The 13,035-nt window shown below is 54.6% G+C and carries 11 protein-coding genes; 9 read left to right on the forward strand and 2 right to left on the reverse strand.

Translation table 11 applies throughout. The annotated features are described in order from the left end of the window. The first annotated feature begins 33 nt into the window (after positions 1-33). Positions 34-606, forward strand: coding sequence for an elongation factor P-like protein YeiP (yeiP, locus tag LQ945_RS05450; protein WP_037426760.1), 573 nt, complete (start codon positions 34-36; stop codon positions 604-606). 38 nt (positions 607-644) lie between these two features. Here yeiP and uxuA read toward each other — a convergent pair whose 3' ends face one another. Continuing rightward, positions 645-1,835 carry a mannonate dehydratase gene (gene uxuA / locus LQ945_RS05455; protein WP_270102457.1) on the reverse strand — a complete coding sequence of 397 codons (1,191 nt, stop codon included), beginning with the start codon at positions 1,833-1,835 and terminating at the stop codon, positions 645-647. Between the two features lie 337 nt (positions 1,836-2,172). Here uxuA and LQ945_RS05460 point away from each other — a divergent pair, with 337 nt between their 5' ends. Further along, positions 2,173-3,654: a mannitol dehydrogenase family protein gene (locus tag LQ945_RS05460; protein WP_270102458.1), complete on the forward strand. Its 1,482-nt coding sequence runs from the start codon at positions 2,173-2,175 to the stop codon at positions 3,652-3,654. 66 nt (positions 3,655-3,720) lie between these two features. Here the strand turns inward: LQ945_RS05460 and LQ945_RS05465 are convergent, their stop codons facing one another. Further along, positions 3,721-4,029: a type 1 fimbrial protein gene (locus LQ945_RS05465; protein ID WP_044552535.1), complete on the reverse strand. Its 309-nt coding sequence runs from the start codon at positions 4,027-4,029 to the stop codon at positions 3,721-3,723. Between the two features lie 318 nt (positions 4,030-4,347). Here LQ945_RS05465 and LQ945_RS05470 point away from each other — a divergent pair, with 318 nt between their 5' ends. The 7 genes from LQ945_RS05470 (at position 4,348) to LQ945_RS05500 (ending at position 13,034) form a co-directional block, all read left to right on the forward strand. After that, the gene (locus LQ945_RS05470; protein ID WP_270102459.1) at positions 4,348-5,322 is read left to right on the forward strand and encodes a CobW family GTP-binding protein; all 975 of its coding nucleotides are present in this window, start codon (positions 4,348-4,350) and stop codon (positions 5,320-5,322) included. A gap of 52 nt (positions 5,323-5,374) precedes the next feature. Then, positions 5,375-6,079, forward strand: coding sequence for a phosphatase PAP2 family protein (locus LQ945_RS05475; RefSeq protein ID WP_270102460.1), 705 nt, complete (start codon positions 5,375-5,377; stop codon positions 6,077-6,079). Positions 6,080-6,505: 426 nt separating this feature from the next. Beyond that, the gene (gene mepS / locus LQ945_RS05480) at positions 6,506-7,081 is read left to right on the forward strand and encodes a bifunctional murein DD-endopeptidase/murein LD-carboxypeptidase (RefSeq protein ID WP_041414762.1); all 576 of its coding nucleotides are present in this window, start codon (positions 6,506-6,508) and stop codon (positions 7,079-7,081) included. 341 nt (positions 7,082-7,422) lie between these two features. Next, complete coding sequence (locus tag LQ945_RS05485) at positions 7,423-9,009, forward strand: cyclic di-GMP phosphodiesterase (RefSeq protein WP_270102461.1); 1,587 nt, start codon at positions 7,423-7,425, stop codon at positions 9,007-9,009. Positions 9,010-9,098: 89 nt separating this feature from the next. Next, positions 9,099-10,907, forward strand: a complete 1,809-nt coding sequence (locus LQ945_RS05490; protein ID WP_270102462.1) for an extracellular solute-binding protein — start codon at positions 9,099-9,101, stop codon at positions 10,905-10,907. A 10-nt stretch (positions 10,908-10,917) separates the two neighbouring features. Then, positions 10,918-12,012: a microcin C ABC transporter permease YejB gene (locus LQ945_RS05495; protein ID WP_182823951.1), complete on the forward strand. Its 1,095-nt coding sequence runs from the start codon at positions 10,918-10,920 to the stop codon at positions 12,010-12,012. Then, positions 12,009-13,034 (forward strand): ABC transporter permease, encoded by a 1,026-nt coding sequence (locus LQ945_RS05500; RefSeq protein WP_044552545.1) that lies wholly within the window; start codon positions 12,009-12,011, stop codon positions 13,032-13,034. Before LQ945_RS05495 ends, LQ945_RS05500 begins: the two co-directional genes overlap by 4 nt. Position 13,035 lies beyond the last annotated feature (1 nt).

Genomic DNA, 13,035 nt, shown 5'->3' on the forward strand with positions numbered 1-13,035 from the left:
TTCCCAAAAACTCTTCATTGCAGGTTATTTTAGATGGCAAAAGCTAACGAAATTAAGCGCGGCATGGCGATCAACTACAACGGCAAACTGCTGCTGGTGAAAGATATTGATGTACAAAGCCCAAGCGCACGCGGCGCCAGTACCTTATACAAAATGCGTTTCTCCGACGTCCGGACCGGGCTGAAGGTGGAAGAGCGTTTCAAGGGCGACGATATTCTGGACACCATTAGCCTGTCCCGCCGCAAGGTGAACTTCTCTTATATCGACGGCGAAGAATACGTGTTTATGGATGACGAGGATTACACCCCGTATATCTTTAAGAAAGACCAGATCGAAGATGAATTACTGTTTATTCCTGAAGCCGGTCTGCCGGGCATGCAGGTACTGACCCTGGATGGCCAGGTGCTGGCGCTGGAACTGCCGCAGACCGTGGACATGGAAATTGTCGACACCGCGCCGGGCATCAAAGGTGCCTCTGCCAGTGCCCGCAACAAGCCGGCTACCATGGCGACCGGCCTGACCATTCAGGTACCGGAATACCTCAGCGCCGGTGACAAAATCCGCATTCATATTGCCGAGCGCCGCTACATGAGCCGCGCCGACTAGTCGATATTCTGGGGCCTGCGTGGCCCCTTTTTAATGGCTTAGGGTAAATCAGGGAAGAAGCGGCGTTTAAGCGCCAGCTCCACCCCGCGCAGTTCCGCCAACCCCTTCAAACGACCAATCGCCGAGTAGCCTGGGTTGGTTTTTTTCTTCAAATCGTCCAGCATTTGGTGCCCATGGTCGGGACGCATCGGGATCGGCCGGCGATCGCCTGCCTGATGGCGCCGTTGCTCCTCAGTGAGGATCGCCTCGATCACCGCTACCATGTCCACGTCGCCCTGCAGATGCGCGCCCTCGTGGAAACTTTTCGGGTTTTCTTCGCGACAGGTGGCACGTAAATGGGTGAAATGGATGCGGTCGCCGAAGGTTTCGATCATCCGCACCAGATCGTTATCCGCCCGTACGCCGTAAGAGCCGGTGCACATGGTGAAGCCGTTATACCGGCTGTCGACCGTTTGCTTGAACCACTGCATATCCTCAATGGTAGAGACGATGCGCGGTAACCCCAAAATCGGCCGTGGCGGATCGTCCGGATGCACCGCCAAACGTACGCCAACCTCCTCGGCCACCGGCACAATTGCACGCAGGAACACCGCCATATTCTCTCGCAGCTGTGCCTTGTCGATCCCATCGTACTCCGCCAGGCGCGCGCGGAATTGATCGAGGGTATAGCCCTCTTCGGCACCCGGTAATCCGGCGATAATATTGCCGGTCAGCTTGGCAACCTCCGCCTCGTTCATCGCGGAAAAATAGGCTGCAGCCTGCTCTTGTTCTAGCGGCGTGTAATCCTGCTCTGCGCCAGCGCGCTGCAGGATATGCAGATCAAAAGCCGCGAAGGCGGTCTGATCGAAACGCAACGCTTTCGACCCGTCCGGCAGTAAATACTCCAGATCGGTGCGCGTCCAGTCCAGGATCGGCATAAAGTTGTAGCACACGGTGTCAATGCCACAGGCCGCGAGGTTCCGCAGCGATTGCTGATAGTTAGCGATATGCTGCCGGTAATCGCCGCTGTGGGTTTTGATCTCTTCATGTACCGGGATACTTTCCACTACCGACCACACCAAGCCTTTCTCCGCCAACAGGGCCTGACGGGCCTTGATCTCTTCGACCGGCCACACCTCGCCATTCGGGATATGGTGCAAGGCGGTGACGACGCCAGTGGCGCCGGCCTGGCGCACATCGTCAAGAGAGACAGGATCGTTCGGCCCATACCAACGCCATGTTTGTTCCATTGTTTATCCTTGTAAAAAATCGCCCAGTATTACGGAAGTGAGAAAGACCGCACGGCCTCGCCAATCTTGTTATACCAAATTAAAATAGATATCGGTTATCTTTCACCTTACTCTTTCACCTATCCCTGTCAAAAGTGAAACTGCGATTGGTTGATCCACTTCACGAATCTGGCTTATTTTGCACGAGGCAATGTTATTGATGCGCTTACAGCCTTACACTGGCGACAGAAAATTCGTGCAGGCCCAGGCAAAAACAGCGCCGCATTCTGCACAAAAAACTGGTCTGATAACTTTTTAAGTTAACCGCCAACACCTCTACTCAGCCTTGGAGCTTTGCATGAAGACTATCGCCAACACGCCGCTTCCGGATGCCGTCCAGCAGCCAGGTTACGATCGCAGCGCATTACAGAGTCGCATGGTGCATATTGGATTTGGTGCCTTTCACCGTGCCCATCAGGCGCTGCTGACCGATCGGGTGTTGAATCGTCAGGGCGGTGACTGGGGAATTTGCGAAATCAGCCTGTTCGGCGGTGATAATTTGTTCCGGACGCTACGCCAGCAGGATCATCTTTACAGCGTGCTGGAAAAAGGCGCGGCGGGTAATCAGGCTATCGTGATCGGTGCGGTACATGAGAGCGTACACCGCAAGCTGGAAGGGATTGGCGCCGTATTGGAAAAGCTGGCGGAGCCGCAGGTGGCAATTGTCTCCATGACCATTACCGAAAAAGGCTACTGCATTGAACCCGGCAGCGGAAACCTGGATCTTCAACATCAGGGGATACGCGCCGATCTGGCGGATCCCGGCGAGCCTTCCACCGTACCGGGGATCCTGGTGGAAGCGCTGCGCCTGCGCCTGGAACGCGGCCTGCCCGCCTTTACCCTGCTCTCTTGCGATAACATCCCGGAAAACGGCCACGTGCTGCGTAACGCGATCGTCGGTTTAGCGCAAGCGCGCGACGGCGCGCTGGCCGACTGGATTGCCCGCGAGGTAAGCTTCCCCAGCACCATGGTAGACCGTATCGTTCCCGCCGCAACGCCAGAGACGCTGGATGAAGTGGCCGAGGCGCTCGGCGGCGTTCGTGATGAATGCGCCATCGCCTGCGAACCCTTTATCCAATGGGTCGTTGAAGACAACTTTGTCGCCGGCCGCCCGGCCTGGGAACGGGCCGGCGCGCAGTTGGTCAATGACGTGCTGCCTTTTGAGCAGATGAAACTGCGCATGCTGAACGGCAGCCACTCTTTCCTGGCCTATCTCGGGTATCTTGGAGGCTATCAGTACATCAACGATTGCATGGGCGATGAATCTTATCGCCGCGCCGCACTCCACCTGATGCTGGCCGAACAGGCGCCGACGCTGAACGTTAGCGGTATCGATTTGCCCGCCTATGCAGCACAGCTGATTGAGCGCTACAGCAACCCGGCGTTGCAACACCGTACCTGGCAAATCGCCATGGACGGCACGCAAAAATTACCGCAGCGTATGCTGGACTCGGTGCGTTGGCATCTGCAGCATGGCGGCAGCTTTGCCGGTCTGGCTCTGGGCGTGGCGGCCTGGGTGCGCTATGTCGGCGGCGTGGATGACGCCGGACAGCCAATCGACATTCGCGATCCCTTGTTGGCTACGCTGCAACAGACAGTGGCGGCAACGCCGGATGATGAACAACGGGTGAAAGGCCTGTTGGCTCTTACGGCTATTTTTGGTGAGCAGTTGGCGGCTAACGAGGAATTTGTCACGGCGGTCACCCGCGCCTACTTGTCATTGCGCGATCGCGGTGCGCGTCAAACGGTGAAAAACTGGGTTTCGACTCAGCTGGCTTAGCCATTGAAACAGGCGTAAAGAGGGGAAAATGACGATGCCGGATATCATCCGGCATCGCCGAACGACTTAACGATAAACTACCGTCATCACTGCAAGTTTTTTCTGTTGATCCACCCACTTCATTTCGGTCGAACCTAAATTCAGTGGCAGTTCTTTGCGTGTAGCATCAAATTTCGACAGGGCCTGTTGATCTTGATAGTGCTGCCCATTTCGGTAACATTGCGTATTGGCCGTTGAAGCGGTAACTTTCACCGTACAGGGGCTTTCCACAATAGATCCGACAAAACGAATAACTCCGCCAGTGGTTCCTGCATGACTTGCTGCCGTCCATGAAAACAACATTCCTGCGATCAAAAATAACCGAAAGACATTCATGGCAACCTCATTTTTTGTTAAGCCAATTTAAACATAGAGGATCTTCTTAGGAATAATCGCAAGGTAAGGGCATTTATTTGGCGGGTAATCGGGCAATTAACAAAGTTAAAACAAGCTACTAACAATCATTTCCCTTAGGTAATATCAGGTTTTTGCTAGGATTTTTCCTAACAATGACCGCGATTTTGTTGCTTTAAAATGACGCATCTCAATCTGTCGGATTTGTGACTTAACGCAGGGAAAGCAGCGTCATCCGGCCAGGTGAAGTAGAATGGCCGAAGTATTGCCCCTTAAATTCATTAACATCAGGAATAATTAATGACGAAAACTAACCTGATCACCGGTTTTCTCGGCAGCGGCAAAACCACCACCATCCGTCATTTGCTGGCTAACAAGCCGGAACATGAACGCTGGGCGGTGCTGGTGAATGAGTTCGGTGAAATTGGCATCGACGGCGCGTTGCTGGCTGACAGCGGCGCAGTGTTGAAGGAGATCCCTGGCGGCTGCATGTGTTGCGTGAACGGGCTGCCGATGCAGGTCGGGCTGAACATGCTGCTGCAACAAAACAAACCCGATCGCTTGCTGATTGAACCCACCGGGCTAGGGCATCCGAAACAGATCCTGTCATTGCTGACGCAAGACAGCTACGCCGGTTGGATCGATCTGCAGGCCACGCTGTGCCTGTTGGATGCGCGCCAACTCAGCGAACCGCGCTACCGCGAGAACGAAAACTTCCGCGATCAACTGGCGGCCGCCGACATTATTCTGGCCAGCAAAAGCGACACCTATAAGCCGCAAGATCTGCTGGCCCTGCAGCAATGGATAGAACAGGATGGTCACCAGCGTCCGCTTTATCACATTGAACGCGGTCAGGCCGATGTCGCCTGGCTCGACCAGCCTCGCACTAATCGTACAGAATTACCCGATGCACAACATCATCATAGTCATGCCAAAACGCAGGGCCTGGCCGCATTGCGGCTGCCGGAAACCTCCCGCTGGCGTCGAGCGCTCAACCAGGGCCAGGGTTTTAACAGCTGTGGTTGGATTTTTGACGCCGACACGGTGTTCGACACCGTTGGCATTATGGAGTGGATACGTCTGGCACCGGTCGAACGCGCCAAAGGCGTGGTGCGTATTGCTGAAGGTACACTTTTAATCAACCGTCAGGGGCAAGATCTCAATATTGAAACGCGCCCTGTTGCGCCGCTGGACAGCCGAATTGAACTGATTCACAGCGAGAATGCGGACTGGAATGCGTTGCAATCCAAGCTGTTTAATATTCGTTTAAGTTGAGATCTTTACCGTTAGTGCCCTTTTACTCTTTAGACAGACTACAGGTTATGCCATGACTCGCCGCAATTTACCCCTCATCATTTTCTTCAATATATTGGGCATTGTGCTGTTCTTGTCCTGGTTCCTGCCGGCGAATCACGGTTATTGGTTTTCCCTGGACTCATCGATTTTCTTCTTTTTCAACCGCCATCTGGCAACCGATCCCGGTTTTCTGCATCTGGTGGCCATTACCAATAACCGCGCCTTTGACGTCATTTCTCTGCTGGCCATGGGGTTGCTGTACCTGTGCTTTTACCTGCAGCAGGATGCCGCCGGCCGCCGCCGCTTGCTGGTCACCGGTGTCGTCATGCTGCTGACCGCCGTGGTGCTGAATCAGCTTGGGCACTTGTTGCCGGTCAAGCACCCCAGCCCTTCGCTGAGTTTTGAGAACATCAACCGCGTCAGCGAACTGACCGGTATTCCTACCAAAGACGCTTCTGGCGACAGCTTCCCCGGCGATCACGGCATGATGCTGATGATCTTTTCCTGCTTTATGCTGCGCTACTTTAACCGCCGCGCGTTCGCCGTCGCGCTGCTGATTACGGTGGTATTTTCATTACCACGCGTGATGATTGGCGCACACTGGTTTACCGATATCGCCGTCGGCTCGCTGTCGGTGGTGCTGGTTGGCGCCAGTTGGTGCCTGATGACGCCGTTTAGCGATGTGCTGATCCGGGGTCTCAACCGTATGCTGCCCGGTAAGCACCGTCCAGCCTAGTTATAACCAAGTCATAACTATTGGTTATGATCCCCAGGAGGCCCGCCGGCCTCCTGAACATTTTCCCACCGCATTATGTTTATTTCCCCATCAGCGCGTTAACGCTTTCGCCACCTGATTTCACGCAAAACCAGCACAACCGACATTCAGCGTTTTTTATATGAAGTTTTACATTATGTTACATCACAAATTCATATAAAAAAGGGTGGAAAAAGGCTCGCAATCCCCAATTCGTTACGGTAATCTCGGATGCGTTTGTGCCTGGTTTAACCTGACTCAGCTTCAAATCCACTAAAAATGTGCGTTCCAGCACGTTTTCAGAGGTAACTGATTGTCGTTAAAACAGCTGCAGATTAGTCTCGTTCCGTTTGGCATTTTTCAGGTAGCGACTGACGTCGTTAAGGACTTCAAGGGAAAACAATAACAATGGTCAAATCTCAACCGTTTCTGAGATATTTTTTGCGGGTAGTACCTGCAATTGCCGCAGCGGTAATGCTCTCCGCGTGCAGCACGACTCACACTTCGAACTTGAATAACGCACAAACTGAGATGCGTGCAGTTAATGACAAAGACGGTCTTTTACTGCAAGCCTCTCAGGATGAATTCGAAGCAATGGTCCGTAACGTTGACGTCAAGTCAAAGATTATGGATCAGTATGCAGACTGGAAAGGCGTTCGCTACCGTTTAGGCGGTGAAACCAAGCGCGGCATCGATTGCTCGGCGTTTGTACAGCGTACTTTCCGCGAACAGTTTGGCATGGACTTACCGCGTTCGACCTATGAACAGGAAGACATGGGCAAGAAAATCTTGCGTACCAAACTGCGTCCTGGCGATCTGGTGCTGTTCCGCGCCGGCTCAACCGGGCGCCATGTCGGCATCTATTTAGGTAACGATCAATTCGTTCATGCCTCTACCAGCAACGGCGTGATGATTTCGAAACTGAGCGATAACTACTGGAATAAACGTTATCGCGAAGCCCGCCGGGTGCTTACCAGCAGCTGACGGCGCATGACCTGATTGTCCTGAATACCAAACGAGCGATAGAACGCTGCCTTCGGGCAGCGTTTTTTTTGCGCCGCTGTCTGCCCCCGGATTGAGATCTTATTATCCGTTTGCAGCGCTTTGCCTCTACCCCAGTATTTCGCGATATTATTTGTAGGAAACTACGCACCGATGAAAAACTCACCTATTATCGTCAAATGGGATAATGGTGGTTATGCCTGATTTAAACGATTAACAACCGTTAAATAAACAGTAATGACTGCAATAGCGCCGTTGGGATATATTAGGCAGTCACTCTATAACAAAAACAAATTGATACGCCGTGCTCAGGGGGCAGGTTTATGGGCTTGAAAAGGGCATTTGCACGCCACGTCTCTCACAGACGACGCAGCTTGGCTAAAAGCGCCATCGTAGCCCTGGTATTTTTTATCCTGTTCGTGGCGATTACACTCTCTTTGATTGACCACCAGCGCACCCAATATCAACACCGTGTTGAACAACGCACGCAGAAATTCACCGTCGACACGCTCAATAACCTGACGGAAATCATGCAGCAGTTAATGCCGTTGATTGACCGCCCCTGTACCGCCAGCCAACCGGATATTACTTACCAGGCCGCTTTCCATTCCGGCGTGCGTACCTTTATGCTGGTAAAAAATGGCTTTGCCTACTGCTCTTCCGCCACCGGCGACATGATGCTGGCGCTGAAAAACATCTACCCGGAGATTGACCCCCATCAGTCGCTGGATCTCAAACTGCAGCAAGGCACCCCGCTGGTACCGGGTAAACCGGCAGTAGCGGTGTGGTTGCGTCAGCCCGGAAAGGAAGATTCCGGCATACTGGCGACGCTGGATATCGCACTGATGCCCTATCAGCTGTTCAGCTCCAACGCCGAACGAGCGCCGGGCATCGCCATTATTCTGGGCGATCGCGCACTGACCAGTTTTAGCCCGAACCTGATGCCGGTAAATCAGTTGCCGGACGAGAAAGCCGATCGTATCTCCATCGCCAATACGCCGATGACCATTCTGTTTTATAACCAAAAACTCACGCCCAACGATATACGCTTGACGCTAATGGGCAGCCTGGTGCTGTCATTGATGATCGGCGTGTTGTGCTATTACATGCTGTTGCTGCGCCAAAGTCCGGAACGCGCACTGATGCGCGGCATCAAGCGCAATGAATTCTTTATCGAATACCAGCCGGTGTTCCATACCCAAAGTGGCACCATCGGCGGGCTGGAGGCCCTTATCCGTTGGCAGCATCCGATCGAGGGCCGCATCCCACCCGATCTGTTTATTCCCTATGCCGAAAGCGAAGGTCTGATTGTTCCGTTAACCCGCCATCTGTTCCGCCTGATTGCCGAAGATGCGCCAAAGCTGGCGACGGCGCTACCGCAGGGGGCAAAGCTCGGTCTGAACATCTCCCCTTCCCACCTTGGCACCCCCTCCTTCCACCACGACGTGTATGAATTGCTGGCGCAACTGCCGGGCGATTACTTTACGCTGGTGTTTGAAATTACCGAGCGCGGCATGGTGGAAGAAGGCAACGCGCTGGCGGAGTTCGACTGGCTGCACCAACAGGGCATTGAAATCGCCATTGATGATTTCGGTACCGGCCACAGCGCACTGATCTATCTGGAACGCTTTAGCATGGACTACCTGAAAATCGACCGAGGCTTCGTTAACTCCATTGGCCGCGATACGGTCACCGCCCCGGTATTGGACGCGGTAATTTCGCTGGCGAAAAAGCTGAAAATGCAAACCGTGGCGGAAGGCGTAGAAACCGCAGAACAGGTGAGTTTCCTGCAGGAACAGGACGTTAATTTTATGCAGGGTTACTATTACAGCAAACCACTGAGCATCGACAACTTCGTGGCCTTCTGCAATGCCCATACGGTCATGGATCATCAGGCGCTAAAGGGCTGATCTTTTAACTTCTTTACCCTGCGGCGCGGCGGCAAATGTTATGCTGGCCGCAGGCTTAATTGACTCTACAGCAGGAGCTTACCGTCAAGATGTCCGTGCGCGTTTTTGCTGCCCTGGTGCTCTCAGCACTGAGTTTCGGTCTGCAGGCTGAAACCCTCAATGAAAGCTATGCTTTCGCCCAGCTCGGTGAGCCTAAGTACTCCACCGACTTTAGCCATTACGACTACGTTAACCCTGCGGCGCCCAAAGGTGGCGATGTGCGACTGGCGGCGATCGGCACCTACGATAACTTTAACCGCTATGCGTCGCGCGGCGTACCCGGCGAACGTACCGACGCATTGTATGACTCTCTGTTTACCACCTCGGACGATGAAATAGGCAGCTACTACCCGCTGATTGCCGAATCCGCCCGCTTCCCGGCCGACATGCGCTGGGTAGAGATCGATATCAACGCCCGCGCCCGCTTCCACGATGGCTCGCCCATCACCGCCGCCGATGTGGCTTTCACCTATAACAAGTTTATGACCGAAGGCGTACCCCAGTTCCGTGTGCTGTACAAAGGCATTACGGTCAAGGCTATCTCACGTCTGACGGTGCGCGTCGAATTCCCGCAGCCGGACAAAGACAAATTGCTGGGGCTGTTCGGGTTGCCAGTGTTACCGCAGAGTTTCTGGAAAGATCACAAGTTGAATGAGCCCCTGAGCACACCGCCGCTCAGCAGCGGGCCATACAAGATTTCCAGCTACCGGCTAGGCCAATATATTACCTATCAGCGAGTGCGTGATTATTGGGCGGCTAACCTGCCGGTTAACCGTGGCCGTTTTAACTTCGACAGCATTCGCTACGACTACTACCTGGACGACAAAGTGGCGCTGGAGGCCTTTAAGGCCGGTGCCTATGACTTCCGCATCGAAGGTTCGCCGAAAAGCTGGGCAACCCAGTATCAGGGGGGCAACTTTGCCCGCAACTATATAATCAAACAGGACGAAACCAACCAGTCGGCGCAAAATACCCGCTGGATGGCCTTCAACCTTCATCGCCCGATATTTGCCGATCGCCGGGTGCGCGAAGCTATTACCCTGGCGTTCGACTTCGACTGGATGAACAAGGCGCTGTATTACGATGCCTATCAGCGCACCAACAGCTATTTCCAAAATACGCCTTACGCCGCCAGCGGTTACCCAGACGCGGCCGAATTGGCGCTGTTGGCGCCGCTGAAGGGCAAGGTACCGACGGAGGTGTTCACCAGTATCTACCAGCCACCGTCCTCCGACGGCAGCGGCAACGATCGCCAGAACCTGCTGAAAGCCACGCAGTTGTTGAAACAGGCCGGCTGGGAAGTGAAAAATCAGCGGTTGGTGAACAGCAAAACCGGCCAACCCTTCAGCTTCGAACTGATGCTGCTGAGCGGCAGCAACTTCCAGTACGTATTGCCGTTCCAGCACAACCTGAAACGGCTGGGCATCGATATGCAGATCCGTGAAATCGATGCCACTCAGTACACCCGTCGCATGCGCGAACGTGATTTCGATATGATGGCCACGGTATATATGGCCATGCCGTTCCCCAGCGCCGATTTGAAAATACTCTGGGATTCTGAATACATTAACTCCAGCTATAACCGGCCTGGTGTGAGCGATCCGGCCGTCGACAGTCTGGTCAGACAGATTGCCGCGCACCAGGGTGACGAGAAAGCCCTGCTGCCGCTGGGCAGAGCGTTGGATCGGGTACTGACCTGGAACATGTACATGCTGCCGATGTGGTATTCCAATCACGATCGCTACGCCTACTGGGACAAGTTCTCCACGCCGCCTATTCGCCCGGCCTATGTGATCGGCTTCGATAACTGGTGGTTTGACGTCAACAAGGCGGCGCGTTTGCCGACTCAACAACAATAAGGAATCTGCGATGGCGGCTTATTTGATTCGCAGACTGCTGCTGATTATCCCCACCCTGTGGGCGATCATCACCATTAACTTTTTTATCGTGCAAATCGCGCCCGGCGGCCCGGTCGATCAGGCCATCGCCACTATCGAAATGGGCCAGAGCAGCGGCTTCGGTGGCGGCGGAATGGGTGAAGGCCTGGGGCATGCGCGTACCGGCGTTGCCAGTGCCACAGACAGTCAGTACCGTGGTTCCCGAGGGCTGGATCCTGAAGTGATCGCCGAAATCACCAAGCGCTATGGCTTCGACAAGCCGCTGCACGAGCGCTATTTCACCATGCTGTGGAACTATATGCGCCTCGACTTTGGCGACAGCCTGTTTCGCGGCGCGTCGGTGATGCAGCTGGTTGGCCACAGCCTGCCGGTCTCCATCACACTGGGGCTGTGGAGTACCCTGATCATTTACCTGGTGTCGATCCCGCTGGGGATCCGCAAAGCCGTACATAACGGCAGCGCCTTCGATACCTGGAGCAGCACCCTGATTATCATCGGCTACGCCATTCCGGCCTTTCTGTTCGCCATTCTGATGATTGTGCTGTTCGCCGGCGGCAGCTACCTCGATTGGTTCCCGCTGCGCGGTCTGGTTTCCAGCAATTTCGACACCCTGCCGTGGTACGGCAAAATCACCGATTACCTGTGGCATATCACCCTGCCGGTGCTGGCGACGGTGATTGGCGGTTTCGCCACCCTGACCATGCTGACCAAGAATTCGTTCCTCGACGAGATCCGCAAACAGTACGTGGTCACCGCTCGAGCCAAAGGATTGGACGAAAACAAAATCCTTTACCGCCACGTGTTTCGCAATGCCATGCTGCTGGTGATCGCCGGCTTCCCGGCGACCTTTGTCAGCATGTTTTTCACCGGTTCTTTACTGATCGAGGTGATGTTCTCGCTTAACGGACTGGGCCTGTTGGGCTATGACGCCACGCTTCAGCGCGATTATCCGGTGATGTTCGGCACGCTGTATATCTTCACCCTGATTGGCCTGCTGTTGAATATTCTCAGCGATATCACCTATACCCTGGTCGATCCGCGCATTGATTTCGAGGCCCGCCAATGAGCCGCTTAAGCCCGATTAACCAGGCGCGCTGGGCACGTTTTCGCAGCAACCGCCGCGGCTACTGGTCGCTGTGGATTTTTCTGGTGCTGTTTGTGCTCAGTCTGGGGGCCAACCTGATCGCCAACGACAGGCCGCTGCTGGTGCGCTACGAAGGGCGCCTGTTCCTGCCGTTTATCATCGACTACAGCGAGACCACCTTCGGCGGCGAGCTGAACACCGCCACCGACTATCAGGATCCCTTCGTAAAAAAACAGATCGACAGCCACGGCTGGGCGGTTTGGCCGCCGATACGTTTCAGTTACGACACCATCAATTTTGCTACCGAAGTGCCCTTCCCCTCCGCGCCTTCACGCCACAATCTGTTGGGCACCGACGGTAACGGCAGCGACGTGCTGGCCCGGGTGCTGTATGGCTTTCGTATTTCGATGCTGTTCGGGCTGGCGTTGACGCTGTTTTCCAGCGTGATTGGCGTTTGCGTCGGCGCCGTACAGGGCTACTACGGCGGGCGCATAGATCTGTGGGGCCAGCGCTTTATCGAGGTGTGGTCGGGCATGCCGACGCTGTTTTTGATCATTTTGTTATCGAGCATCGTACAACCCAATTTCTGGTGGCTGCTCGGCATCACCATTTTATTCGGCTGGATGAGCCTGGTGGGCGTGGTGCGCGCCGAGTTTCTACGTACCCGCAACTACGACTATATCCGCGCCGCACGCGCCATGGGGGTACAGGACCGGGTCATTATGTATCGCCATATGCTGCCCAATGCGATGGTGGCGATGCTGACTTTCTTGCCGTTTATTTTGTGCGGCTCCATCACTACCCTGACCTCGCTCGACTTCCTGGGCTTCGGCCTGCCGATAGGCTCGCCGTCGCTCGGCGAACTGCTGCTGCAGGGCAAGAACAACCTTCAGGCGCCGTGGCTCGGCATCACCGCTTTCCTGGTGCTGGCGGTGCTGCTGTCTTTACTCATCTTTATCGGCGAAGCGGTACGCGACGCCTTTGACCCCAGCAAGGCGCATTAAT

Source organism: Serratia liquefaciens, from assembly GCF_027594825.1.
GTDB classification, from domain to species: Bacteria; Pseudomonadota; Gammaproteobacteria; order Enterobacterales; family Enterobacteriaceae; genus Serratia; species Serratia liquefaciens_A.

Coding starts and splice junctions, on each gene's coding strand:
- yeiP (WP_037426760.1), top strand. CDS start 34: ATGGCAAAAGCTAACGAAATTAAGCGCGGCATGGCGATCAACTACAAC.
- uxuA (WP_270102457.1), bottom strand. CDS start 1,835: ATGGAACAAACATGGCGTTGGTATGGGCCGAACGATCCTGTCTCTCTT.
- LQ945_RS05460 (WP_270102458.1), top strand. CDS start 2,173: ATGAAGACTATCGCCAACACGCCGCTTCCGGATGCCGTCCAGCAGCCA.
- LQ945_RS05465 (WP_044552535.1), bottom strand. CDS start 4,029: ATGAATGTCTTTCGGTTATTTTTGATCGCAGGAATGTTGTTTTCATGG.
- LQ945_RS05470 (WP_270102459.1), top strand. CDS start 4,348: ATGACGAAAACTAACCTGATCACCGGTTTTCTCGGCAGCGGCAAAACC.
- LQ945_RS05475 (WP_270102460.1), top strand. CDS start 5,375: ATGACTCGCCGCAATTTACCCCTCATCATTTTCTTCAATATATTGGGC.
- mepS (WP_041414762.1), top strand. CDS start 6,506: ATGGTCAAATCTCAACCGTTTCTGAGATATTTTTTGCGGGTAGTACCT.
- LQ945_RS05485 (WP_270102461.1), top strand. CDS start 7,423: ATGGGCTTGAAAAGGGCATTTGCACGCCACGTCTCTCACAGACGACGC.
- LQ945_RS05490 (WP_270102462.1), top strand. CDS start 9,099: ATGTCCGTGCGCGTTTTTGCTGCCCTGGTGCTCTCAGCACTGAGTTTC.
- LQ945_RS05495 (WP_182823951.1), top strand. CDS start 10,918: ATGGCGGCTTATTTGATTCGCAGACTGCTGCTGATTATCCCCACCCTG.
- LQ945_RS05500 (WP_044552545.1), top strand. CDS start 12,009: ATGAGCCGCTTAAGCCCGATTAACCAGGCGCGCTGGGCACGTTTTCGC.